The organism is Pedobacter sp. Bi126 (genome assembly GCF_918698245.1).
In the GTDB taxonomy this organism is placed as follows: Bacteria; Bacteroidota; Bacteroidia; order Sphingobacteriales; family Sphingobacteriaceae; genus Pedobacter.
In genome coordinates this window covers 1-25,514 of the sequence record NZ_CAKKMS010000005.1, presented here as the reverse complement: position 1 = coordinate 25,514, position 25,514 = coordinate 1, and the positions used below count along the sequence as shown (strand labels likewise).

General features: G+C 37.9%; 26 protein-coding genes. 14 read left to right on the top strand and 12 right to left on the bottom strand.

The features are described from left to right. Positions 1 to 63: 63 nt before the first annotated feature. Complete coding sequence (fmt, locus tag LQ201_RS18815) at positions 64 to 972, top strand: methionyl-tRNA formyltransferase (protein ID WP_230144839.1); 909 nt, start codon at positions 64 to 66, stop codon at positions 970 to 972. Positions 973 to 1,520: 548 nt separating this feature from the next. Here the strand turns inward: fmt and LQ201_RS18810 are convergent. Together LQ201_RS18810 and LQ201_RS18805 are read right to left on the bottom strand one after the other, a co-directional pair. Further along, positions 1,521 to 2,360 carry an aminotransferase class IV gene (locus tag LQ201_RS18810; RefSeq protein WP_230144838.1) on the bottom strand — a complete coding sequence of 280 codons (840 nt, stop codon included), beginning with the start codon at positions 2,358 to 2,360 and terminating at the stop codon, positions 1,521 to 1,523. A 3-nt stretch (positions 2,361 to 2,363) separates the two neighbouring features. After that, positions 2,364 to 3,392, bottom strand: a complete 1,029-nt coding sequence (locus LQ201_RS18805) for an RluA family pseudouridine synthase (RefSeq protein ID WP_230145367.1) — start codon at positions 3,390 to 3,392, stop codon at positions 2,364 to 2,366. Between the two features lie 103 nt (positions 3,393 to 3,495). Between LQ201_RS18805 and LQ201_RS18800 the strand changes: the two genes are divergently transcribed. The 4 genes from LQ201_RS18800 (at position 3,496) to LQ201_RS18785 (ending at position 7,450) form a co-directional block, all read left to right on the top strand. Next, positions 3,496 to 4,524 carry a DUF6588 family protein gene (locus LQ201_RS18800; RefSeq protein ID WP_230144837.1) on the top strand — a complete coding sequence of 343 codons (1,029 nt, stop codon included), beginning with the start codon at positions 3,496 to 3,498 and terminating at the stop codon, positions 4,522 to 4,524. A gap of 19 nt (positions 4,525 to 4,543) precedes the next feature. Continuing rightward, positions 4,544 to 5,458, top strand: coding sequence for a 1-aminocyclopropane-1-carboxylate deaminase/D-cysteine desulfhydrase (locus LQ201_RS18795; protein WP_230144836.1), 915 nt, complete (start codon positions 4,544 to 4,546; stop codon positions 5,456 to 5,458). 240 nt (positions 5,459 to 5,698) lie between these two features. Then, positions 5,699 to 6,295 (top strand): TetR/AcrR family transcriptional regulator, encoded by a 597-nt coding sequence (locus LQ201_RS18790; RefSeq protein ID WP_230144835.1) that lies wholly within the window; start codon positions 5,699 to 5,701, stop codon positions 6,293 to 6,295. Between the two features lie 6 nt (positions 6,296 to 6,301). Then, positions 6,302 to 7,450: an NAD(P)/FAD-dependent oxidoreductase gene (locus LQ201_RS18785; protein WP_230144834.1), complete on the top strand. Its 1,149-nt coding sequence runs from the start codon at positions 6,302 to 6,304 to the stop codon at positions 7,448 to 7,450. 329 nt (positions 7,451 to 7,779) lie between these two features. Here LQ201_RS18785 and LQ201_RS18780 read toward each other — a convergent pair whose 3' ends face one another. Together LQ201_RS18780 and LQ201_RS18775 are read right to left on the bottom strand one after the other, a co-directional pair. Then, on the bottom strand, positions 7,780 to 8,085 hold the full coding sequence (locus LQ201_RS18780) for a GNAT family N-acetyltransferase (RefSeq protein WP_230144833.1): 306 nt from the start codon (positions 8,083 to 8,085) through the stop codon (positions 7,780 to 7,782). Positions 8,086 to 8,202: 117 nt separating this feature from the next. Continuing rightward, entirely contained in the window at positions 8,203 to 8,568 is a 366-nt protein-coding gene (locus LQ201_RS18775) for a helix-turn-helix domain-containing protein (protein WP_230144832.1), read from the bottom strand. A gap of 98 nt (positions 8,569 to 8,666) precedes the next feature. On the opposite strand from LQ201_RS18775, the gene LQ201_RS18770 reads away from it, so the two are divergent. Together LQ201_RS18770 and LQ201_RS18765 are read left to right on the top strand one after the other, a co-directional pair. Next, positions 8,667 to 9,419, top strand: a complete 753-nt coding sequence (locus LQ201_RS18770; RefSeq protein ID WP_230144831.1) for an SDR family NAD(P)-dependent oxidoreductase — start codon at positions 8,667 to 8,669, stop codon at positions 9,417 to 9,419. 264 nt (positions 9,420 to 9,683) lie between these two features. Next, positions 9,684 to 10,151, top strand: coding sequence for a hypothetical protein (locus tag LQ201_RS18765; RefSeq protein WP_230144830.1), 468 nt, complete (start codon positions 9,684 to 9,686; stop codon positions 10,149 to 10,151). Positions 10,152 to 10,162: 11 nt separating this feature from the next. On the opposite strand, the gene LQ201_RS18760 is transcribed toward LQ201_RS18765, so the two are convergent. From LQ201_RS18760 to LQ201_RS18750, 3 genes are all read right to left on the bottom strand, one after another. Next, positions 10,163 to 10,624, bottom strand: coding sequence for a nuclear transport factor 2 family protein (locus tag LQ201_RS18760; protein ID WP_230144829.1), 462 nt, complete (start codon positions 10,622 to 10,624; stop codon positions 10,163 to 10,165). Between the two features lie 126 nt (positions 10,625 to 10,750). Continuing rightward, a complete protein-coding gene (locus tag LQ201_RS18755) occupies positions 10,751 to 11,641 on the bottom strand; it encodes an MBL fold metallo-hydrolase (protein ID WP_230144828.1) in 891 nt (296 codons plus the stop codon). An 81-nt stretch (positions 11,642 to 11,722) separates the two neighbouring features. Beyond that, complete coding sequence (locus tag LQ201_RS18750) at positions 11,723 to 12,304, bottom strand: Crp/Fnr family transcriptional regulator (protein ID WP_230144827.1); 582 nt, start codon at positions 12,302 to 12,304, stop codon at positions 11,723 to 11,725. 240 nt (positions 12,305 to 12,544) lie between these two features. Here LQ201_RS18750 and lat point away from each other — a divergent pair, with 240 nt between their 5' ends. Genes lat through LQ201_RS18735 form a run of 3 tightly spaced genes read left to right on the top strand, consistent with a single transcriptional unit; the run spans position 12,545 to position 15,168 of the window. Next, complete coding sequence (lat, locus tag LQ201_RS18745; RefSeq protein WP_230144826.1) at positions 12,545 to 13,876, top strand: L-lysine 6-transaminase; 1,332 nt, start codon at positions 12,545 to 12,547, stop codon at positions 13,874 to 13,876. A gap of 2 nt (positions 13,877 to 13,878) precedes the next feature. Next, entirely contained in the window at positions 13,879 to 14,280 is a 402-nt protein-coding gene (locus tag LQ201_RS18740; protein WP_230144825.1) for a hypothetical protein, read from the top strand. A gap of 27 nt (positions 14,281 to 14,307) precedes the next feature. Next, on the top strand, positions 14,308 to 15,168 hold the full coding sequence (locus LQ201_RS18735) for a hypothetical protein (RefSeq protein ID WP_230144824.1): 861 nt from the start codon (positions 14,308 to 14,310) through the stop codon (positions 15,166 to 15,168). Between the two features lie 451 nt (positions 15,169 to 15,619). On the opposite strand, the gene LQ201_RS18730 is transcribed toward LQ201_RS18735, so the two are convergent. From LQ201_RS18730 to LQ201_RS18715, 4 genes are all read right to left on the bottom strand, one after another. After that, positions 15,620 to 16,981: an acyl-CoA dehydrogenase family protein gene (locus LQ201_RS18730; RefSeq protein WP_230144823.1), complete on the bottom strand. Its 1,362-nt coding sequence runs from the start codon at positions 16,979 to 16,981 to the stop codon at positions 15,620 to 15,622. 172 nt (positions 16,982 to 17,153) lie between these two features. Further along, complete coding sequence (gene bshB1 / locus LQ201_RS18725) at positions 17,154 to 17,870, bottom strand: bacillithiol biosynthesis deacetylase BshB1 (protein WP_230144822.1); 717 nt, start codon at positions 17,868 to 17,870, stop codon at positions 17,154 to 17,156. 7 nt (positions 17,871 to 17,877) lie between these two features. After that, positions 17,878 to 18,390: a glutathione peroxidase gene (locus LQ201_RS18720; protein ID WP_230144821.1), complete on the bottom strand. Its 513-nt coding sequence runs from the start codon at positions 18,388 to 18,390 to the stop codon at positions 17,878 to 17,880. A gap of 6 nt (positions 18,391 to 18,396) precedes the next feature. Beyond that, entirely contained in the window at positions 18,397 to 19,011 is a 615-nt protein-coding gene (locus LQ201_RS18715; RefSeq protein WP_230144820.1) for a DUF4294 domain-containing protein, read from the bottom strand. A gap of 109 nt (positions 19,012 to 19,120) precedes the next feature. Here LQ201_RS18715 and LQ201_RS18710 point away from each other — a divergent pair, with 109 nt between their 5' ends. From LQ201_RS18710 to LQ201_RS18700, 3 genes are all read left to right on the top strand, one after another. Further along, positions 19,121 to 21,328 carry a bifunctional (p)ppGpp synthetase/guanosine-3',5'-bis(diphosphate) 3'-pyrophosphohydrolase gene (locus tag LQ201_RS18710; RefSeq protein WP_055906427.1) on the top strand — a complete coding sequence of 736 codons (2,208 nt, stop codon included), beginning with the start codon at positions 19,121 to 19,123 and terminating at the stop codon, positions 21,326 to 21,328. A 184-nt stretch (positions 21,329 to 21,512) separates the two neighbouring features. After that, entirely contained in the window at positions 21,513 to 22,010 is a 498-nt protein-coding gene (locus tag LQ201_RS18705) for a Fur family transcriptional regulator (RefSeq protein WP_230144819.1), read from the top strand. Between the two features lie 38 nt (positions 22,011 to 22,048). After that, complete coding sequence (locus LQ201_RS18700; RefSeq protein ID WP_057933642.1) at positions 22,049 to 23,329, top strand: adenylosuccinate synthase; 1,281 nt, start codon at positions 22,049 to 22,051, stop codon at positions 23,327 to 23,329. A gap of 192 nt (positions 23,330 to 23,521) precedes the next feature. On the opposite strand, the gene LQ201_RS18695 is transcribed toward LQ201_RS18700, so the two are convergent. Then, complete coding sequence (locus LQ201_RS18695) at positions 23,522 to 23,833, bottom strand: hypothetical protein (protein ID WP_230146662.1); 312 nt, start codon at positions 23,831 to 23,833, stop codon at positions 23,522 to 23,524. Between the two features lie 182 nt (positions 23,834 to 24,015). Between LQ201_RS18695 and LQ201_RS18690 the strand changes: the two genes are divergently transcribed. Then, a complete protein-coding gene (locus LQ201_RS18690) occupies positions 24,016 to 25,272 on the top strand; it encodes an anthranilate synthase component I family protein (protein WP_230144817.1) in 1,257 nt (418 codons plus the stop codon). Positions 25,273 to 25,514: the final 242 nt, after the last annotated feature.

The following is a 25,514-nucleotide window of genomic DNA, read 5'->3' as shown; positions in this document are numbered from 1 at the left end:
AGTTATTTTGCAAAACTTAAACGTGGGTAGCCACGTTATTTTTAGAAACACAACACTTTCTTTATGAAAATAGTTTTTATGGGTACGCCCGATTTTGCGGTAGCCTCTTTAGATGCCCTGGTACAAGCCAATTTCGATGTAGTTGCAGTAGTTACTGCACCAGATAAACCTGCAGGCCGTGGCCAAAAATTGAATGAAAGTGCAGTAAAAAAATATGCCGTAGAGAAAGGTATTCCTGTTTTACAGCCTGAAAAGTTAAAAAATCCTGAATTTATTGAAGAACTAAGATCTTACCATGCCGATTTACAAGTGGTAGTGGCTTTTAGGATGCTACCAGAGATAGTTTGGACTATGCCGGCTAAAGGAACCATCAATTTACATGGTTCGTTGTTACCGCAATACCGTGGTGCAGCCCCCATTAACCATGCTATTATAAATGGCGAGAAAGAAAGTGGTGTAACTACGTTTTTCCTTAAACAGGAAATTGATACCGGTGATATTATTCTTAGCGATAGTGTGCCCATTGCCGACGACGAAACTGCGGGTGAGTTGCATGATAAACTGATGGTTGTTGGCGCAAATCTTCTGGTAAAAACACTACGTGCTATCGAAGCCAATAATGTAACCGAACAGCCGCAACCGCAAAATGACGATTTAAAACATGCGCCGAAGATTTTTAAGGAAGATTGCAAAATCGACTGGAACAAGCCGGCACAAACTATCCATAATTTAATCCGCGGTTTAAGCCCTTACCCAACTGCTTTTACCTTACTCAATGAGAAAAATTTAAAGGTATTTAAGGCCGAAATAGAAGATAAAGAGCCAGGTATAGTTGCTGGCGGTTTTTTAACCGATGGTAAAACTTATTTAAAATTTGCTGCGAAAGATGGGTTTATCAAGCTTCTAGACATCCAGTACGAAGGAAAAAAACGAATGCTGATCGAAGACTTTTTAAGGGGAATGCGGTTGTAATAATTAATACAGATCTCTCCATTCCGTTGCACTCCAGTCGGGATGACAACTGACAAAAGATACGTCATTTCGAGCGGAGTGCAACGAAGTCGAGAAATCTATTTAGCTGTATCGGATATGAATCAACTTCAAAGATCCCTCCATTCCGTTGCACTTCAGTCGGGATGACGATCGACTTAAGTTATTCTTTTTTGGAAAACATTTGCAGTAGCTTTTGGGTTATTTCAGCCCCCGCTCCCGCTTCTGCCAATTAGAAGGAAATTGGCATCCCGCTTTGATCGGGTTTAGGTGGCCACAGAAGTGCTGCTGTTTAGGGTTAAATAAACCCGACCGACAGCGTTATCCCGATTAAGAACTCTTTGTCTTGTGAAGCAAATTTATCGGGATTAAGCCAAGGGCGGGACCGGCCCTAACCGATTAGCACAGGTATTGCTTTCCAAAAAATTGAACAGTTTTTAAGGACATGATAGATGCTGAACTAAATCCGATAACTATCGGATCAGCATGACGACCAAGGTAAACCGTGCACTACAAATCGTGTGATAGCACTATAAATTATTCAATTTCTCAATCAAAAACTTCGATATCTCGTTAAAATAACGCTTCCTGCCGTAACCCATTACCCATTGAATGCCTTGTGTGGCGTTGGTAATAAACACTTCTTCGGCTTCTTTTAATATTTCGGGATTGATCTGCGCTTCGATTAAAGGCATATCGTTCATTTTGCACAACTGCATAATGGCTGTACGCATTACACCACTTATACAACCTTCAGCTAGCGACGGCGTATAAATCTGTTTGTTATATACGACAAAAACATTGGCACTGATACTTTCGCAAAGAAAACCATATTGGTTCAGGATCATTGCCTCATCCAAACGGTTTTGGCTTTTAAAAATTCCGGCCATGACATAAAGCAGCGCATTGGCTGTTTTAAAATTCGAGAGTTTATTAACCGGTTTAGTTATTTCATCAAAAACATCGATGATTAAACCTTTGCTGTTCAACTCGTATGTGGATGCTTTTAAAGGAATACCTTCTAAAATGTAGCCTGCTTTATTAATTTCGGGTGTATAAACGCCAGCTCCACCCCTGTATACAGAAAGGCGAAAACGGACATTGCCATTCCACTTGTTCCTTTTGGCCAGATCGGCAGTTTTTTGGCGCAGAAAATAATCGTCCATTAAAGCATGACCGTCGATTTTAAGCGCTTTCATGCCAGCCGTTAATCTATCGGCATGTAAATCGGCAAATTGCAGCTTATTATTAATCATTCGCATGCTTTCGAACAGTCCATCGCCAAATTTAAAGCTTCTGTTCGAAGCCGTTAAAATCGGGGCATCTACCGCCTGAAATTCATCATTAAACAAAAGGTACTCCTGAAGCATATTTTATGATGTAGCGATATAATTTTCCCATTTGGTTAAGCCAGCTTTAAAATCGGGTGGCAATGGCGATTCAAAATACATATACTCTTTAGTAGTAGGGTGGATAAAACCCAAACTTTGCGCGTGTAAAGCCTGACGGGGCAGTAATTCAAAACAATTATCTACAAACTGTTTGTACTTATTAAACGTAGTCCCTTTTAAAATCTTATCACCACCATACATTGCATCGTTAAAAAGTGGATGACCAATATGTTGCATATGCGCCCTGATCTGGTGCGTACGACCCGTTTCTAACTCACAACTGATCAAAGTAACATAACCTAAACGCTTTAATACTTTATAGTGTGTTACAGACCATTTCCCTTTTTCTTCATCATCGTAAATATCCATCACACGGCGGTCTTTCACACTTCGGCCAATGTAACCGGTTACCGTTCCATCATTTTCGATATCGCCCCAAACCAGTGCAATATATCTACGAGTAATGCTGTGGTCGAAAAACTGACGTGCAAGGTGCGTAATCGACTTTTCATTTTTACTGATCAGCAATAAACCTGAGGTATCCTTATCAATGCGGTGCACCAAACCTGGTCGGCCATCATTGCCAGGTAACTGAGGCAGTTGCTCAAAATGGAATGCCAAAGCATTAACCAAAGTTCCGGTATAATTATTAAAACCAGGGTGTACAACCATTCCCGCAGCTTTATTTACGATCAAAAGATCACTATCCTCGTAAATGATATCAAGCGGTAAATCTTCAGGATAAACTTCGGTATCGCGTGGTGGGTGAGGTAAAACAATAGATATTTCATCATAAGGTTTAACCTTGTAACTCGCTTTTATCTGTTTCTGGTTAACCAATACATTACCTGCATCAATTGCATTTTGAATACGGTTTCGGGAGGCATTTTCTACACGCACCATCAAAAATTTATCAATACGAAGCAGCGATTGCCCCTTATCAACAATAATTTTTAAATGTTCATATAATTCCTGCTCTTCTGATTCCTGCAATTCGACCACATTTTCCATGGCGCAAAAATAAACTTTTAACTTCAAGAATTTTTCAATGATTGCAGTTTTCGAAAAAACAGCCTTATCTTTACTCACAATCAAAACTTTCTAAATTTTTTATATGAAAAAATGCTACGCTTTAAAGGCCCTGTGTGCCTTATTTTTATTGGTGATGGCTCAAAAAGCAAGTGCCCAACAAGATGTTGGAGACTTGTTTGTGGGCGGGCCAGCAGATGCGACCAAACTGGTTAATGCCTATTTTGATCCTTTGTACAAAGGTTTAGGTCTGGGTTTAACCGATGGGTGGTCTAACACTGCTCAATCAAAAGGTTTTTTAAAATTTGATGTCAGGGTTTCGGTCTCCGGGGCTTTTGTTCCACAATCGGCCAGAAGTTATGATGTAAATACCTTGGGCTTAAGTAATATCAAACCTGCACCTGGTGCATCATCGATAGGCCCTACTGCATTTGGCGATGACCATGAAGGTGGTAAAATGCAAATTTATACAAGCAGTGGCGTTCCTACAGGTAAATTTTTCAACTTACCTCAGGGAGTGGGGTTTCATGTAGTGCCTTCTGCGCAGATACAGGCCACTTTGGGTTTACCCAAAAACATTGATGTTACTTTGAGAGCAATGCCGAAGATTAAATTAGGTGATGACCTGGGAAGTTTATCGATGATTGGCTTCGGTGCAAAAGTTGAACTTTTACCCTTATTTATGGGTTCGACAACAGAAAAACTGATTCCTGTAGACATTGCCATTGCCGGTGGTTTTACGCAGTATAAATATAATTTGCCTTTGAATATCAATAATACTTCCAATTCAGATCAACGTATTGATGCTAAATTCAATGGCGTAAATTTTGATGCCATTGTTTCTAAGAAAATTATGTTTTTCACGCCTTTTGCCAGCATCGGTTACCAAACCTCGAACACCAATTTAAAAGCGCTTGGTACTTATAAATTTGAAGATGGTGCAAGCAATGCAACTTATGTAGATCCAATCTCGGTGAAACAAACCGATATTGACGGCGTAAGAGGTAGTTTAGGCTTTCAACTGAAATTTGGTTTCTTTAAATTTTACGGCTCATATACTCAGGCAAAATACAGTATGGTTAATGCAGGTATAGGCCTTGGCATCGGCAAATAATTAATTTTCGAATATAATAATGCTTAAAACACCTGAAATACTCAGGTGTTTTTTATTTTTACACGTGCTCGAAGAAATATATAGTCCAATACAAAAAATAGCTTTTTCTCCTTTAAACAACCTGTTTGTTAAAAGGGATGATCTTATCGATCCTTATATTTCCGGCAACAAATGGCGTAAGCTCAAATATATTTTAGCCAAGGCTAAAGCTGATCACAAAACGCATCTGGTCACTTTTGGCGGTGCTTATTCCAATCACCTTGTGGCAACTGCCGCCGCAGCATCAAGATCGGGCTTAACCGCTACTGCTTTTGTACGTGGAGAAGAAGTAAAAAATGAGATGTTGCTGTTGTGCAGTTTATTTGGAATGAAACTCATTTTTACCGACCGTGATAGTTATCGGGATAAACACCAATTGTTTGATCAATATTTTGCGTCTGATGCGCAAGCCTATTTTATAAACGAAGGGGGTGCATCACCTGAAGCCACTATTGGTTGTGCAGAGGTAATCAGCGAATTAACAGAACCATACGACCACATTTTTTGCGCTGCCGGAACAGGAACCACAGCTGCAGGTTTGTTGAGAGGAATTCAGCAACAACAGTTAAATACAAAGTTACATATCATCCCCGTTTTAAAGGGTGCTTCATTTATCAAAGCAGAAATAGCACATTATACCCCCATATCGAGCCACCTCGAACTTTATCTTGATTATCATTTTGGAGGTTATGCAAAAACCACCCCTGAACTGATCAGCTTTATCAAAACCTTTACTGCAAAAACCGGATTGTTACTAGACCCTGTTTATACGGCGAAAATGTTTTATGCCATTCAAGATCTGGAAAAACAAGGAATTATTGGTAAAGATGAAAAAGTATTGGCCATCCATACCGGAGGGCTAATGGGCATTTTTGGCATGAAGGATAAATTTTAATATTTCCTAAAACTTAATTAAGATATGCGGATAATCCACATGTAAAGATTCTCCCCTTCTAATTTTAATCTGAACTATCTTCTATTATTTCCGGATTGATGCTGATCCCTAAGCTTCGGGACCATGAAGTAGCATAAGATAAAACCCAGCTCAATTTGTCAGAATAAATCAATAATTCAAACAAAATTTAAAAGTAAACAAACGTTTACTTACTTTTGAATCATATTAATTAAACGAGTTATGCGGCCCAAAAATTTAGTCAAAGAAGAAGCCATCAGATCGATCGCCCTACAGATTATTTCTGAAGAAGGATTGGAAAACCTGAGTATGCAGAAACTGGCAAAAGCAGCCAATATATCGCCGCGTACCATTTATATCAAGTATGAAAATAAAGAAGATCTATTGATAAAACTTTTTATCGAAGAAGTATTGGGCAATTATGAAAAAGCGATATTGGAAAATTTTGATCCAAAAATGGCTTTTGCTGATGGTATGAAAAGGTTATGGCTAAATACCTTTCATTACCTTAAAAATAATAAACCTGCTTTCTCTTTAATCCGATATGGAAAATCTTCTCCTTTGCTGAATAAGGCTTTTCAAGAGAAAAACATACAACAAGGTGCATTTTTCGCACCCATTCATACCTTTTTAAAAACAAATGTTCAAACGGGATTGATTGCAGATTTACCTCATGATGTACTCAGCGCGCTCCTATTTTCGCCCATCCAAGATCTGGTAGCTGAATATTTAGACCATTTAAATCGGCCCTTACAAATTATTACTGAGGAAGTTATTTTAACCTCCTGCGAAATCGTAATTAAAGGCATCCTTAAATAAAAAATAATGAACAATATTAAAGATAAAAAAATCGCCATCATTGGTGCTGGCCCGGGAGGTTTAACCCTAGCCAGGCTTTTGCAAATGGATGGCTTCAAGGTAAAAGTTTACGAACGCGACACTGATGAAAATGCACGACCGAAAGGTGCTACATTAGACCTACATGAGGAATCTGGTTTAGCTGCCTTACGTAAAGCCAAACTCATGGATGCTTTTATAGCAAACTATCGTCCAGGTGCAGATCGTACACGTATTATTGATCAGCACGGCAATATCGTTTTTGAAGATAGCGACATACAAAACAGAGAAGCTTTCCGGCCTGAAATAGACCGCGGTCCATTACAAAAGATCCTTTTAGATTCGCTGGTAAAAGATACTGTAATTTGGGATAGCCATTTTGAAGCAGTAACCCCCAACGACGGTTCATGGCTGATCGGATTTAAAAATGGAACTTTAGCGCAGGCCGATATTGTAATTGCCGCAGACGGGGCTAATTCAAAAATCCGTCCATACATTACACCCATTAAACCTTTCTATTCGGGGATTAGCATTGTTGAAGGTGCCATTTATTCATCGGCAACTGCTTGTCCGAAAATGCATGCGCTTTTAAACGGCGGCAAAATATTCGCTATGGGTGATGAAAAATCACTGATCGTAAGTTCAAAAGGTGATGGCAGTTTGGTATTTTATACTGGTTGTCATACGCAAGAAAACTGGGCAAAAGCGTCGGGTATTGATTTTGCAAATAAAAACCAAGTGATCGACTGGTTCAAGAATGAATTCTCCACTTGGGACTCAATGTGGTTGGAATTATTTGAAAATGCATCAACAGCTTTTATTCCCCGGCCTCAATATTGCATGCCTTTAGATCAGCGCTGGGAAGCCGTCTCCAATTTAACCATACTAGGCGACGCAGCCCATTTAATGCCTCCTTATGCTGGCGAGGGTGTAAATATGGCTATGCTCGATGCTTTAGAGCTAAGCCAATGCTTTAAGGACAACTGCTTTAATACACCTAAGGAAGCGATAGCAGCCTACGAAAAACAAATGCTAAAAAGAGCTTCGGAAACTGCAGATATTACAATGCAATCTACAATGGCACTTCATTCTACAGATGCAATTAGCTATATGCTCAACATTATGGGCCCTGAATAAAAAAAGGGCCCTCATCGCTGAGGAACCCCAATAAGATCTCTAAATCGTCCCGTTGATTTGATTCTTATGGTAAAAGTATCGCTACTTTCTTTCGAATGAAATAAAAATAGAGCAAGCCCGCTAAATAATAGATGAAGATGCACGATCTATACACATTGAACAATAAACCCTCCAAAACAACCGGCTTTTAGTTCTTTTTTACAGGTTCAATTAACTCATTTACAATTTTCCGGCGGCTTTCTTACCAGAAGCGCTGGAAAATTGGTTTTCCACAACCATGAAGTATCAATTTAGCTTTCCTGAATTTAATTCTAGTATTATTCTATCGATTAATCGTTTTCGCGCACTTTGTTCCAGATATCTCTGTAAAGTTCCTCATGGCGTTTAAATTGAAGATGCACATAAGGGCACAGTGGAATTACCTTCAGGTTATTTGTACGGACATAATTTACCATGGCATCCAGCAATAGTTTTGCGTAACCTTTGCCTTCTTTTTCGGGATCAATTTCGGTATGATAAACCGTTAAATTTTCTCCCTGAATATCAAAAACCATTTCTCCATATTTTTCTCCCTCATCATAAAGTTCGAATGCACTAGGTTCTTCTTTTTGGATATTTAATTTAACTTCTGCCATAATAATTAACTCGATATAATTTTAAAATTTGCTAATCAACTGATGCAGCAAATAGCTGCCAAATCAATTAAAGGTAACCAATATCTGCTGATTTATGTATAATCATAATTAACGGTTTTATGATCTACTCTTCTTTAGCGCTTTATTCTTCTTGCCCCAAGCACTTAATTGACAAAAAATCGGAAGAAACTCTAGTGCTATCGAAGTCAGTTCATATTCTACCCTCGGGGGAACCGCTGCATAAACGGTTCTTTTAACCAGTTCATCCTGTTCCAATGCACGCAACTGTAAGGTTAGCATCCGTTCTGATATATATGGAAATTCCTTTTTCAGTTCGCTAAACCTCAGTTTTCGGTCTCCAAGTTTATCCAATATTACAATTTTCCATCTCCCTCCTATTTTGTTGGCCGCATAAGTCAGATCGCAATCCGTTATAAATTTTTCGTTGAGGGTATAAGTCGAATTTTCTTTTCGTGCCGTCATTACTTACAAATTTGTTTGTACCATACAAATGGTAGTACATGCTATAAAAATACGCGGTACAGGTTATTATTGCAAGGTCATTTTAATCACAAGAAAATATGGACTTATATTTAACCGGAAAAACGGCATTGGTAACCGGGGCCTCTAAAGGAATAGGTAGCGCAATAGCAAAAGAGTTGGCAAGGGAAGGTGTAAAAGTTTTTGTAACGGGCCGTAACCAGCAATCATTAGATAATCTTTCTAGTGAGATCGTTGCTGAAGGCAACCTTGCTCCTATTGTTTTTGCACAGGACTTGCTAGCACCTAACGCGCCTCACGAAATTGCTACTGCGGCCTTAGCTGCACTTGGCCATATCGACATCCTCATCAACAACGCGGGGCAAAGTCAGCCTGTAGATGTTGCAGGGCCAGAAGAACCTTGGACTAGATCGATGGCCTTAGATTTTGAGCGCCCCAGGTTGCTCACTCAAGCGCTATTGCCACATTTCATTGCCAGGAAAGAAGGTACAATACTCAATTTAACCAGTACTTACGAATTACGCTCGTTAAATGTTTCTGCTATTGCCAAGGCCGCAATGGCAATGTGGTCTAAACAGCTTGCAGGTCAATTGGGCAAATATGGAATCAGGGTGAACTGTTTACAGCCGGGACTTATTGATACTGAAAACATCCGGCCTTATTTCCCTGGCGATGAGCGCCGTAAGTATGCTGAAAGTGAAATACCTTTGCAAGATTTTGGTGAAGTGCAAGATATGGCGAACATGGCCGTTTTCCTGGTTTCTCCACGTGCTAAATATATAACAGGAACGGTTTCGGTGGTGGATGGTGGAGGAACGCGTTCGGCATTCTAATTTTTAATCGACAAAACAACTTAAACACTTATATTCAATATATTATAATCGAATCCTGATTTATGTATTTCAACCTACCGCAAGAGATAAATGATTTAAAGTATCAAAAAAGCACAAGCAATCAACTTGAGCTGTAATAGGAATAATTTTTACACAATTAACCTGTAACAGAATTTTATTCTAAATCAATCAGATAGTATATATATTAGTGCTTTAGATAAGTTTTTATACGTGAAGAAAGTTTCTCAACCTTAAAATATTTCAATGGAACCCCTTATTATCAGAAAAGCACCTTTAAACCTTTATGTTATATTAGTGCTGTCCATAATATCGGTACCCTTTTTTATTTATATATTTTATGGTGAATTTTCAATTGTAACAGTAGGCATGATAGCTGTTTTTAGTATATTCCCTATATGGCTTTTTATTTATGCACTTCGCGAGCTGATCAAAAAAACACCTCATATTACTTTTACGAAAGACGAACTAATCATTAAAGACCGTGATTTTTACAATTGGGAAAACATAGAGGGTTTTGCATTCAGCATAGAAGAAGTAGGACGTGATAATGCCGGGAGTATATATAAAAATTACATCACCCTATTATTAAAGGGTGGCACTTCTGCAAAAATTCCGGTATCACATCTTGACAGAAAGGCAGACGAAATTCTGTATTTACTTAATGAATATAAGCGGGAATCAGATGATGCAAAAAGGCCTTCTCAACAATAAAGCTAATATCTTCATTGCATGACATCATTTACTGGCTTACTATCCACAAACTGCTCAAAACTTATGATTTTACGGTCTTTCAGTTTCCATATGTGGGCAACTCTTGCCGTAAAAGGCTTATTTGTCTTTTTATAGGTACCAGAATAAGTTCCATACGCTACCACTTTGTCTTCATTGGCAACATAATCTTCAGGCGTAAATTTATAGTCAATCCATTCGCTTCCTAGTCTTGCAAAAACATTTTTTGTAATGTTTTCCAAGCCTATATAAGTGCCTGCACATGGAAATCCTTCCGCTTCTGTCCAAGAGATATCTTCAGCAACATATTTTGCTAAGTTTTCCCCATTTTCTTCCGAAGTTTTTCCTTCGTAGGTACTTTTTACAATTTCTAGATTTGTCATTTTATTGGAATTTGAGAAACAGCTTGTCAGCAACATACCTGCAACCAACAAACTGAATATAATAGTTTTCATTTCTTTTATGCTGTGCTTTTGCAAAAAAACAATCCCAAAAAAGAAATAATGTTTTAAAAAAGTTTTTTTGTCTTTAAGATCAGCACGAATAAATTTTAAGTTAATTTATTCGTGGCGATTTTGATTCTACCATTTCATTTCTCCGGTATTTACCTTTGCTCCAATCTGCAAAGCCGTTTCAAAAGTTAAGGTTGGATATTGTGCTTTAATCGCTTTGATCAATTCTTCAGAGGTTCTGTTGCTTTTTAAAGCCTCTTCGTAAAACCGGATATAACTTTTGGTATGTTTTATTGCACTAACATCAAACGGGCTTGCGTTGTTGGCATGTGCAGGAATAACGATTGAAGGATTTAAGGCTTCGATTTTGTCTAAAACAGCAATCCAATTTTTACGGGCTTCTGGCGTTTGTGCATCTGCCATCCATAGGTTAAATGTAGTTCCGAAAATATTGATACCACCTATTACTGCTTTGATTGAAGGAACCCAAACAAATGTTTTTGCAGGAAATTCTTCCAAGCCAACAACTTCGAGTTTCTGACCTTCCAAATCAATGCTATTTCCCTTTATCACCTGTGGTAATACCACATTAGAAGTAATGGCCTTACCTAATCTTTCCCCCCAAACATCCAGTTTTTTCTGTGCAGAGGCTTTGATAGCTTCCACGGTTGCCGGTGAGGCGAAAGCCGTTACTTCCGGGAAATGTTTCTTAAAAACTTCCAATCCGAAGTAATAATCAGGATCGGCATGGGAAACATAAATTACAGTTAATTTTTTACCAGACTTTTTGATTTGGCTGGCAACCTTTTCGGCGTCTTCCAAAGTAAATTGTGCATCGATTAAAACGGCATCTGTTTTGCCCGAAACGATTACGGATGCCACACCAAAAGCATTCTCTGATGCGTTATAAACTTCGAGTTTTAAATTAGCTGTTTCAATTGTTTTGAAACCTTGTGCATTTGCTTCCATTTTTAATAAGATTAGAATAGTTAGAAATAATGTTGAAATAATTGATTTCATGTCTTAATGTTATTTGATGAAACAAAGATGCACAGGACACCAAGACAAAAAGATTGAACAAGTTCAATAAATACAGGTAAGCTAGCTACCGGTTACAATTTTCTTTCTGATCTTACTTAAAAATTCGTGACTAATGCCTAAATAAGCTGCAATCTGAAGGTTGGTCAATCGTTGTTGGAGCTGCGGATATTTTTTAATAAAATCAAGATAGCGCTGGTCTGCAGTTTTACTCAAATTATCGATCATCCTCCTTTGTAGGGCAACATGGGTTTTTTGGGTCATTATCCTGAATAGTTTCTCAATTTGAGGAAGATTGATGTAGGCAAATTCTTTGTCCTTCTTAGAAATGAGCAGTACCTCACTATCTTCAAGAGCCTCTATATAGAGCTGAGAAGGTATGGTATTGGTAAAACTATCAATATCGGTAATCCACCAGTTTTCAATGGCAAAATACAATATGTTTTCGAAACCATTTTGGTCAACATGATAGACGCGGAAAAGTCCTTTGATTACAAAACCTTCAAATTTACAGGTTTCCCCCGCTTGCAGTAAAAAACGCTTTCTTTTAACCAATTGATGTTTGAACAGGTTACAGAATCTATCTCTTTCCTTTTCCGGAATAGTTACATGGTTGGAAATATGCTGATGGAGAAGTTCTTTCATAAGGTTTTACAATATCAGGCTTAAAACCCATAGATAGTTCATATTTATTTAGATTTAATTTGCGCTGTAGTAAGAATTTTCGAAAAAGTTTTCCACATCTGTGAAGTCCAAAACGCGATTTTGTCTATAATCATACTTTAAACAGTTTAAACCTATTTTTTATGTAAAGTGCACAAAAAGTGCTTAAATTTTGATTTTAGGCACATTTAACTAAATTTGGATTATACCAAAACCAAGTTTATGTATCAATTAACAGTACCTGCAGATCGCGTTAACGAATCGTTAAGTAAGCACATTTTGGCCGATGGTTTCGACCTGACTTATGATATGGAAAAAAGTCATGGTGCTTACATTTACGATGCTAAACACAACAGAACTTTACTCGATTTTTTCACTTGTTTTGCTTCAGTTCCTTTAGGTTATAACCACCCTAAAATGATCAATGACGAAACGTTTAAAAAAAATCTTCTTCTCGCTGCATTAGCCAATCCATCGAACTCTGATGTTTACACCCAGCAGTATGCACAGTTTGTTGAAACATTTTCCAAAGTCGGTATTCCTGATTACCTTCCACATGCTTTTTTTATTGCAGGTGGAGGTTTAGCAGTAGAAAATGCAATTAAGGTAGCTATGGACTGGAAAGTTCAGAAAAACTTTGCAAAGGGATATACTGAAGAAAAAGGTTTTAAGGTTTTACACTTCGAAAGGGCTTTTCATGGCAGAACGGGTTATACTTTAAGCTTAACCAATACCCTACCCGATAAAACCAAGTGGTTTGCCAAATTCGATTGGCCAAGAGTGGCTGTCCCGGAAGTTAGATTTCCGCTTTCAGGAAATAATTTAAGTCATGCCATTCAAACCGAAGAAACATCTTTAGCGCAGATCAAAAAAGTCTTTACAGAAAATAAAGACGATATCTGTGCTATAATTGTAGAACCAATCCAATCTGAAGGTGGAGATAATCACTTACGTGAAGAATTTTTGATCCAACTTAAGGCCTTAGCCGATGAAAATGATGCCTTTTTGATTTATGATGAAGTACAAACTGGCGTTGGGTTAACCGGCAAATTCTGGTGCCATCAACATTTTAGTGAAAAAGCTCGACCAGATATCATCGCTTTTGGAAAAAAAATGCAGGTTTGCGGTATCCTTGTCGGTAATAAAGTAGACGAAATTGAAACCAATGTATTTAAAGTGCCAAGCCGTATTAACTCAACGTGGGGAGGCAATTTGGTTGACATGGTTCGTTCAACGCAGATCTTACAAATTGTAGAGGAAGATCAGCTTTGTGAAAATGCTGAAAAAGTGGGTACTTACCTGAGAGATCAACTGAAAAATCTATCGCATAAATTTGATCAAATGACAAATGTTCGTGGAAGAGGTTTGTTGTGTTCTTTTGATTTCCCGACAAAAGAAATGCGTAATGCATTTATTGGGAAAGGATTAGAAAACAATGTGATGTTTTTGGGCTGTGGTGAAAAAACGATACGCTTTCGTCCGGCACTTTGCATTGAGCAAAAACATATTGACGAAGGCTTGACGGTTATGGAAAAAATATTGCCTTTATTGTAGGCATGAATGGAAAATGGTTAGTTTATTTCTTAGTTGCAGGCATTTTAGTAGTGATCTTTTTCATGGTTAAGGCTGTTTTTGATCAGCCTGGGATTGAGGACATGAAAGCCGGTTTTAAAGAAGTTGCCAAGTATAGAAATGCAAACAATACTGGTCCGGTACAGCGCATTTATGTAGTTACGGTTAAAGATTCGGTATGGAAAGAAATGGAAGATTATGGCAATTTAATGCCCCATACCAAATACGGCAATACAAAAGTTTACTTCTTTATGGAAAATGCCAATGTTCCGAAAACTTTGGAGCCTGGAGAAGTAAACTTCGATTCTCAATATAATAAATCCTGTATAGCGCTATTCGAAAAAAGTGCAATGAGCCAGGTAGCATTTAATAAGTATCCGTTTTAGACATAGATTTTTTTTGTATAATTACAAATGAATCGTGATTATAGTTCGATAAGTCCATCAGCAAAATCGCTTTTACTTGCCAAAAGTTTAACGGATATTCCCTTTGTTGCTGATGCTGTTAAGTTAATTTACGGTAACGACGCCCTTGAAAAATTATATGATAAAGATTTTGATGAGGTATTTTTAAAACGCTTGGTGCATTTTGAGAGTAGATATTTATCTCTGGATAGCTTACTTTTTGCATCAGGCTCTTTAAATATTATAGAAATTTCTTCTGGTTATTCTTTCAGAGGCTTGGATCTGGTTTTAAGGCATCCGACTATCTATTATTTGGATACTGATTTACAAGGCGTAATCGATATCAAAAAAGATTTGGTCGATCGGCTAATTATTGATGAGAAATTACAACTAAAGGGTAAACTCAAAATCGAAGCTTTAAATGCTTTGGATGAAGACGCCTTTTCAAATGTTATAAATCAAATGCCTCTCGGCCCGATTAGTATTATAAATGAAGGTTTATTGGTATACTTAAATAATGAAGAAAAGATATCACTATGTAAAACCATCCATAAATCATTAAAACAAAGAGGTGGTTATTGGATCACTGCTGATGTATATGTTAAACGAGCAGCACTTAAAAATGAAACCAATGATCATTTTTCTCAGTTTCTGGAAGCACATCATGTAGAAGATAATAAGTTCGATAGCTTTGAACAGGCAGAACATTTCTTTCTTGAACAAGGTTTCAAATTGACAACTAAAGCAACTTCAGTTTGGCATCAACTTTCCTCGCTAAAATATATTGATATTGAATTATTAAAAAAAATGAAAGAGCAGGCGGATAAAATTGGGAGAATCCGAGAAACCTGGGTGTTAAAAGCGATTTAATGAAGTGAAGCAAGGCTACAATACGCTATTCCAATTCTAAAATACTTTTTCTTGTAGCGCTATGCCTGTGCAAAACATTAAGTTCCTTCCCGTTTTACGCTTATACGCTTCGCTGCCTCGTACCTCGTTGCTGCAGGGTATCGCTTCAAACAGGGCTAAATGGCCAAAACAGTATTTCATTTTTGAGGTTGCAGGGGCCACTAACTTTTGTTCAATAAACCTGACAGCAGCGGCAGCTCCCGACTTCTCGTCGGGACTACAGCGAATGGCAGGACTACAGCACCCATGAAATGCTGACATTCATTTCCTAACCTAAAAAATCCTGCTATTTATCTTACTATATCAGCCTTCGACTACGCACAGACTGGCAAGCAACTAATTACTCCAACTCAAAACTCACGAAGTTTCCCAAGCTGCTCTTACCCTTTCAAACTTCATGAGTTCCCTCCACCTAAACAAATGCAGAGAAACCCGTTATGGCTCTACCTACAATCAGCGTATTAATTTCTTTTGTACCCTCATATGAATAAATTGCTTCAGCATCGGCCACAAAACGTGCTACATTATATTCCAATAAAATGCCGTTTCCACCCATTACCTCACGGGCCTTACTCACCACATCACGTGTACGTAACGAACAGAATACCTTGGCTAACGAAGCGTGTTCGTCTTTCAACAAGCCCTGATCCTGTAATTGTGACAACCTAAAACATAATGTTTGCATTGCTGTTAAATTAGACAACATCTCAACCAAATGGTTTTGAATCAATTGAAAAGATGCAATAGGTTTACCAAACTGTTTTCGGGTGCGGGTATAATCCAATGCATTTTCGTAAGCGCCACGTGCGCAGCCAACAGCCTGCCAGGCCACCCCTGCCCTTGTCATTTGCAATACCTTTGCTGTATCTTTAAATGAGTTTGCATTTTGTAAGCGATCGGCTTCTTCTACTTCACAATTGGTTAAAGTGATAATTCCATTCTGCACAATCCTGAGGGCCATTTTATCCTGCATTTTTTCTACCGCAAAACCCGGATTATCCTTTTTTACAATAAAGCCCTTCACTTCTCCACTCTCTTCATCTCGCGCCCAAATAATTAAGATATCGGCAAAAGTGGCATTACCGATCCATTTTTTCTGACCATTTAATATCCATTTGCCATCTACTTTTTTGCAGGTTGTAGTGAGTCCTCCAGCAGCAGCAGAGCCCACTTCCGGTTCAGTTAGTCCAAATGCACCGATAATTTTAAATTGCTGCATCAATGGCAACCATTGCTGTTTTTGTTCTTCCGATCCACATAAATAGATCGATCCCATTGCCAAACCACTCTGTACACCAAAAAAAGTAGAAATTGAGGTATCTATCCGCGCCATTTCCATCGCTAAAATCCCTTCCATCAAATTCGATTTCCCCGGACAGCCATAACCTTTATAGGTTAAACCACAGATATTAAGTTCAGCAAGTTTTGGAATAATTTCGAAAGGAAATTCGGCTTTGTTCCAGTAATGGTTTACAATGGGTTTTACTTCTTTTTCTAAAAAAACACGCACTTTTAACTGGAGTTCGCGATCCTCATCGTTGAGCGCTTCGTCGCCTAAATGGTAAAAATCACCTTCAATTGGTGGTAATTCTCTCTTTTTACCCGGTCCACCCATCATTTTCATCATTCCCTGAATCTGTTTATCATCCAGATTGGATATGGTTTCGACCATTTTGGGTAAATCGACTTTTTTCGATAAAGCTTCTAACTTACCGAAATCTATATGTTTGAAAAGGTTGTACGCATTTTTGAGAGAAGAGAATATATTCGCCATTATTATTCGTTTTGAGAATAACAAACGAAGAGCGGTTTTGTTGGACTGTCAAAATAACCGCAAAGGGCGCTAAGTTTTTCGCTAAGGAAAAGAAAGAGAAATCTTAGTAAGACAAATCCCTACAGCTTTGCGTACTCTGCGGAACACTTCTTTTCTTTGCGGTTAAAAAAAGTTACCTTAAATCAAACAAACTATCAACACCCAATAATTTCCTTGAGGTAAAACCTTCGCCAAAAGTGGTACCAATGCTTTTACCAAATTCTCTCGAACGGCCAATTACGCTTTCGAAAAACTCTGGTGAAGAAATATAGGTTTGCAAGCCATCTACATCAGGATTATAAAATTGTGTTTTAAAAGCTTTGATCGATTCAATTTTCTTATCCATATGGTCAGATATATCCACAATGATATCAGGTTTTAAGTACCTGTCTTGAATATATTGCAATAATAACCTTGGGCGGTGCGCTTCTTGCTTAACGCCATCTATTGATGTTTCTATTTTTGGCAAGCCTGATAAAAAAACCGAATCGTACACCAAATCGCCTGCACGTCCATGATCAGGGTGACGGTCTTCCAGCGCATTGCTTAAAATAATTTCTGGTTGGTATTTCCTGATGGCTTTAATTACTTCTAAACGGTGAAATTCATCATTCTGAAAAAAGCCATCCCTCATTCTCAAATTCTCGCGAACATGTAAACCTAAAATTTTTGCAGAGTCTGCGGCCTCTTCATCCCTTGTTTCTGCAGTGCCACGCGTACCCAGCTCGCCTCTCGTTAAATCTACTATTCCAACTTTTTTACCAAGGGCAATATGTTTTAAAATAGTACCTGAACAGCAAAGCTCTGCGTCATCAGGATGCACGGCTATAACTAAAATATCTAACTTCATGATGTAATTATTGGGCATTTTGGCTCAGCAGTTGCTGAATTTTCTTTTTAATTTTCGAACTTAATGGCTTGGTGAAGGGTAAGAAATAATCTTCCAACTCGCCATTTTTGTTCACGATATATTTATGAAAGTTCCAACGGGGTTTTGAACTTAATTTTGAGTTTTGTTTTTTATCGCTCAGAAATTGATAAAGCGGGTGGGCATGTGCACCACGTACCATAATCTTATCAAAAACCGGAAATTTTACGCCATGGTTAATTTCACAGAAAGATGCAATATCGGATCCATTAAGCGGTTCCTGCTTTCCAAAATCGTTGGTCGGAAAACCCAAAATTTCAAAATCAGGGCTATTAATTTCGTCTTTTAACTGCTGTAATTCCTTTAATTGTGGTGTAAAGCCACATTCGGAGGCTGTATTTACAATTAAAACAACTTTATTGCGATAGGCAGATAATGGCTGCTCTTCGCCATTAATTTTTTTAACCTTAAATGAATAAATATTCGGAATGCGTTCCTGCATTATATGTTATTGATAAAATCCTGAGGTACGGATAATAGATTCTATATCCCTATCCTCGTTCGGATCGTAAGTGCTTTTTAAATTATGTCCTACCACTCGGGCCACAATCTGATAAGAAAACGCAGCGAAACCGCCTTTGGTCTGCTTTACAATATCATATGTTGTTCTGCCCACTTCACGATCGATCAGTTTCGTCAAAATCTGACCTTGAGTAATGGTTAATTCTTTAATTTCGCGGTTAAACATATCTTTAATTTCTTTATCACATTGTTTAACCAGTTGTTTTTGTTCCTTTTTCTCCGGCGTACGGGCAATATCCTGCTCTAATTGCTCATATCTGCGCTTTGCAAATAAGGCGTAGGGCATTACTTTTAATACATTATACCTTAATCGGTTATATGCGGCCTGTTCTGCCGGCGATTTCCAGATTCTAGCCGCGTAAATAGATACTTCGTTAAGCTGCATCCATGGAATCATTACACCATTATCATTTGTTGAGGCTACTCTTATTGTATCGCTTTTACCCAATTTAGGGAATATTGGCGCAGCAGGATCCTGAGCCCGTAGCGAAATGCTACAAATCATTACAATACAAAGAAAAAAGAGCCCTTTAATTTTCATAAATTTATACTTTTACAAAGTTAGGTGTTATTTCATATATTAGGTGTTTCACAAAACTAATATAAGTTTTATTCATAAATAAGACGCAATTTTTACGCAAAAAATACAAATGAAAACAGAGTTAGTGATTGATTTAGAGGCGGAAAAGCAAGAGATTCTAAAAAGATATAGGGCATTACTACGGGCAAGTAAATCTACTTTACAAAAGGGCGATAAAAAAGAAATCAGGAAAGCTTTCGATATGGCACTGGAAAGCCATAAAGATATGCGCCGAAAGTCTGGCGAACCTTATATCTATCACCCTATTGCTGTAGCGCAGATTGCCGCTGAAGAAATTGGCTTAGGAACAACCTCTATTGTATGTGCCTTATTGCACGATGTGGTAGAAGATACCGATATCACTTTAGAAGATATTGAACGCGAATTTGGCAAGAAAACCGCTAAAATTATCGATGGTTTAACCAAAATATCTGGCGTTTTCGACACCAATAGCTCTTTACAGGCTGAGAATTTCCGTAAAATGTTGCTTACCCTGGCAGATGATGTGAGGGTAATCCTGATCAAACTTGCCGATCGTTTGCATAACATGCGTACAATGGATTTTATGCCCCGCCACAAGCAGCTTAAAATCGCTTCAGAAACCATTTATTTATATGCACCATTAGCCCATAGATTGGGTTTATATGCCATAAAATCAGAGTTGGAAGATCTTTCGATGAAATATCTCGACCCTGACACTTACAAATTCATTGCAAAAAAATTAAACGAGAAAAAAGCTGAACGTGCGCTTTTCATCAAAAAATTCGTCGAACCGATTGATGAAATTGTTCACGAACAAGGATTAGTGGCCGATGTTTACGGCAGACCCAAATCAATCCACTCCATCTGGAACAAGATGAAAAAGAAAAATATTCCTTTCGAAGAGGTTTACGATCTTTTTGCCATCCGGATTATTTTGGACTCGGCACCTGAAAATGAAAAGGCCGATTGCTGGAAAGCGTATTCTATTGTTACCGATTTATATCGTCCAAATCCTGATCGTTTACGCGATTGGGTTTCCTCTCCAAAAGGAAATGGCTACGAAAGTTTGCATACTACGGTAATGGGACCACGCGGACAATGGGTTGAGGTACAGATCCGTACACAACGCATGAACGAAATTGCAGAGAAAGGTTTTGCTGCACACTGGAAATACAAAGAATCGAGTAATGATAACGGTCTGGATCAGTGGATCCAGAAAGTCCGCGAAATGCTGAGCAACCCGGAAGCCAATGCTTTAGACTTCCTGGACGATTTCAAGATGAACCTTTTCTCGGATGAGATTTTTATTTTCACGCCAAAAGGCGCCTTGATTCAGCTGCCTTTAGGTGCTACCGCGTTAGATTTTGCTTTCGAGATCCATACCGATGTAGGTGCAACCTGTATAGGCGCTAAAGTAAATCACAAACTGGTTCCTATTTCGTATAAGCTTCAAAATGGCGATCAGGTGGAGATTATCACCTCAAGCAAACAAACACCTAAAGAAGATTGGCTAAATGTGGTGGTTACTGCCAAGGCTAAATCGAAAATTAAATCATCTTTAAAAGAAGAAAAGCGGAAAATTGCCGAAAATGGGAAGGAAATCTTAGAAAGGAAGCTAAAATCGTTAAAAATCACCTACAATACCGACAATCTACAAAAGCTAAGTTATTTCTTTAAACTGCCTTCTACACAAGAGCTTTTCGTTAATGTTGCTTTAGGAAAAATCGAACTGAAAGATATAAAAGAGTATCTATCGAGTGAGAAAGAAGTTGAAAACCGCGGACCAGAACGTCCTGAAAATCTTTCAGTTGACGGAATCAAGAGTAAAATTAAAGGCGGTGAATCTGATATTTTATTGATTGGCGAAGACATGCAGCGCATTGATTATACCCTGGCTGCCTGTTGTAACCCGATTCCCGGTGATGATGTTTTTGGCTTTATTACCGTGAGTGAAGGTATTAAAATACACCGTACCAACTGCCCTAACGCAGCACAGCTAATGGCTAATTATGGTTATCGCGTGGTGAAAGCTAAATGGAACAAACAGCAGGAATTAACTTTCTTAACTGGCTTACGCATTGTAGGCATTGATGATGTAGGTTTGATCAATAACATTACCAGGGTTATTTCTACCGACTTTAAAGTAAATATGAGATCGATTACTGTTGATACCAATGAAGGGATTTTTGATGGTTCGATTATGATTTTCGTAAATGATACCGAACACCTGGAAAATCTGATTAAAAATTTATTAAAAGTTAGAGGTGTTACAGGAGTAACGAGGTTTGACGCCTAATTAGTCCGAAAGTCGGAAGTCCGGAGCTAGAAGTCTAGATGCTAAGTTACACGCTATTTGCAGATTGAACTCCATAACTCCAGCTTATTACAACAATCAAAAATTACCAAATCTATGTAATCATTTCATCGGTGTAATCGTTTTTCAAAACAATTTACCTACCTTTGAATGGAGTTTAAAAACTATGTCTGAACAAAAAACAAATGAGCTCGTTCGCAAGATTTTTGAGGCTTATTTAGAAAACAAAAATCTACGTAAAACACCAGAGCGTTTCGCTATATTGGAAGAAATATATTCAAGAAACGACCACTTTGATGTAGAAACCCTTTATATCCACATGAAAAACCAAAAGTACCGCGTAAGTCGTGCTACGGTTTATAACACATTGGAGTTACTGGTTTCATGCGATTTAGTTACCAAACATCAGTTTGGTAAAAATATGGCACAATTCGAAAAATCTTATGGTTACCGCCAGCACGATCACGTAATCTGTATCGAATGTGGTAAAGTAGTAGAATTCTGCGATCCACGCATCCACCAGATCCAAACCATGGTTGGTGATCTTTTAAAATTTGATGTAAAACACCATTCGTTAAATCTTTATGGTTTCTGCTCTGATTGCAGTATGGCCAGAAAAGTAAACGAAAGCGCAGTAACAGCCGCAAAAATTGTACAAAATTAAATCAAAATACAAATAAAACCAGCTTAATTTATTAAATAATGACGCAAGTAGATGTACTTCTCGGCCTGCAATGGGGTGATGAAGGAAAGGGAAAAATCGTTGATGTACTAAGTCCAAAATATGATCTTATTGCCCGTTTTCAGGGTGGCCCAAATGCCGGACATACTTTAGAGTTCGATGGCAAAAAATTCGTTTTAAACACAATCCCTTCAGGAATTTTTAACGAAAAAACCATGAATCTTATTGGTAATGGTGTAGTAATCGACCCTATTATCCTAAAAAGAGAGTTAGATAATTTAAAAAAAGCTGGTCATGATCCTGTTGCCGATGGTAAATTGGTGATTGCCCGTAAAGCGCACTTAATTTTACCAACCCACCAATTATTGGATGCTGCAAACGAAGCGCGCATGGGTAAAAATAAAATTGGATCAACCCTAAAAGGTATTGGTCCGACTTATATGGATAAAACTGGCCGTAACGGTTTACGCGTTGGTGATACTACTCTACCTGATTTCAAAGAACGTTATGCCAAATTGGTAGAAAAACATACTGAAATCCTTTCTCATTACGAAGGTTTCGAATATGAATTGGCTGAGAAAGAAGCATCATTCTTTGAAGCAATCGAATTCTTAAAAACCATCCCTCATGTTGATAGCGAACATTATGTGAACGGTTTCTTAAAAGAAGGAAAAGCTGTTTTAGCAGAAGGTGCCCAGGGAACGTTATTAGACGTAGATTTTGGTTCATATCCTTTTGTAACTTCTAGTAACACCACAACTGCAGGTGCCTGTACTGGTTTAGGTATTGCACCAAATAAAGTAGGTGCTGTTTATGGTATCTTCAAAGCATATTGCACACGTGTTGGTGGCGGCCCTTTCCCTACTGAATTAGATAACGAAGTTGGCGAAAATTTACGCGCTTTAGGTCACGAATTTGGCGCAACTACAGGTCGTGCCCGTCGTTGTGGCTGGATCGATCTTCCTGCATTAAAATATGCCATCATGTTAAACGGGGTAACCGAATTAATTATGATGAAAGCTGATGTTTTGGATACTTTCGATACCATTTATGCTTGTACGCACTACGAATACAATGGCGAAACGATCGATTACATGCCATACGACATCATTTCAATCGAACCAAAACCAGTATTGAAAGCAATTGATGGTTGGGCTACTGATGTAACTAAAATTACTTCTGTAGATGAAATCCCAGCTAAATTAACTGATTATATAGCGTTCTTAGAAAAAGAATTAGAAGTGCCGATCAAATTCCTTTCAGTAGGACCAGATAGAGCACAAACTTTGGAGTTACGTTAAAACATAAGATTCCGTCGTCTAGAAATAAATTCAGGTTGACGGTTCATAAAAGAAAAGCAACCCACAATCGGGTTGCTTTTTTTGTTTACGTCGCCTATTGCTCTTTACGATCGTCTTCGTTTTTAACGATGATACAGGAGGTCCACATTTTTAATGTGATTAATGGATTAAGTGGTAACATTGCTTTTCTCACTAATCTAATAGCCAAAATAAATTGGAGAAAACATATTTAGCTCCTTTCGGAATTACAAGATCCCGAGGAACAGAAACAACAATCTCTTTTGGAATGCTAGTTTTAATATCGCTTTTCATAATGCAAACATTATTGTCAAAAGGAATACTTTTCTCGGGATCACAATCAGCGAAGACATAAAGCGTATCTCCAGTAGATTGTTGTCTGCATAAATATAAGTTTGCTAATTGTTTATTTGTCTCATCCTTTTGTGTGTTTGGAAAATATTCTATAATATCTACTATAGCACATGAATCATCCGTCATATCCATTTTTACTTTTGCCTTCTGGAGTTCGTACAAATGAATTTTTCTATGCTCAATCCTCGAGCATCCCAATATTAATAAACTGATACATAGACAAAACAGATACTTTACTTTCATAACATAATTATCATTCAAGATAAAAATTAATTTCTTACAATTATCAACGCTATTTTTACCTTTGCCGCAGCTTGAAAACCACACAAAACATATCCAATTTTAAACAAAAAGCTTTGCATTGGGCCAACAAGTTCGAGGTTTGCTGCTTTTTAGATTCAAATAACTACAAAGATGCCTACTCGGCCTACGATTTCATTATCGCAGCTGATGCACATCATGAACTAAAATGCGCGGTAGGTAATGCGTTTGATCAACTAAAAAGCTTTTATGCTACGCATAAACAGTGGATTTTTGGCTTTTTCAGCTACGATTTAAAAAACGAAATTGAAGAGTTAAATTCTAATAATTCTGACAACTTAGACTTCCCTGATCTTTACTTTTTTGTTCCAAAATATTTAATCGCCTTTAAAGATGGCAAGGCGGAGGTTTTGCTTGGTCATCCTTCCATTTTAGCAGATATCGAATCCTTTCAGCTTCAGGTAAAAAATCAATCGAAAGCGATAACAATAGCACAAAGATTATCAAAAAATCAATATATCCATAAGGTCGAGGCTTTAAGAGATCATATTATTCGTGGCGACATTTATGAAGTTAACTTCTGTCAGGAGTTTTTTGCTGAAAATATAGAAATAGATCCCGTTCAAACTTTCGAGGTGTTAAACCAGGTTTCTCCTACCCCATTTGCTGGCTATTTTAAAGTTCAGGGTAAATATATTTTATCTGCAACGCCAGAACGGTTTTTATGCAAACGTGGATCGAAACTCACTTCACAACCAATAAAAGGCACTGCAAAACGAAGTTCTGATCTGGCAGAAGATGAAGCCATAAAGCTGCAACTCAGGAATGATATTAAAGAGCAGGCAGAAAATGTAATGATTGTTGATCTGGTACGCCACGACCTCACTAAATCGGCCGTTAAGGGTTCTGTTACTGTTGATGAATTATTTGGCATCTACAGCTTCCCACAGGTCCATCAAATGATTTCTACCATTAGCTGTAAACTAAATCCAGCGGTTCACTTTATCGACGCCATTAAAAATGCATTTCCAATGGGCTCTATGACAGGTGCGCCAAAGGTAAAAGCAATGAAATTAATTGAAGAATATGAAGTAACCAAAAGAGGTATTTATTCCGGTTCCTTTGGCTGCATCAGTCCAGATGGTGATTTCGATTTTAACGTGGTTATCCGGAGTATTTTGTACAATGCTGAATCTGGTTATTTGTCCTTTCAGGTTGGGGGAGCCATTACCTACCAAAGCAATGCCATTTTAGAATACGAAGAGTGTTTGTTGAAAGCCAGTGCAATTTTGAAGGTACTGGGTAGTTAATTTGTCAGTTGTCATTAATTCATTGTTTTTTTTATAGGATGTCATTCTGAGCACAATGAAGAATCTTTAACCCAAAATTTTCTAGCTGTAGCGTCTTTTATAGTTGTAGCGTCCCCAATGCTATTAAGTTAAGCTATTTATATGCTTGGTGCAACCTGCTTTTATTTTGCCGAACTTTAATTCTGGGAAAGCTTCTTGTTGGCTTTACCGCAACTACAGTTTTAGAAATTTGCTCTATTAGC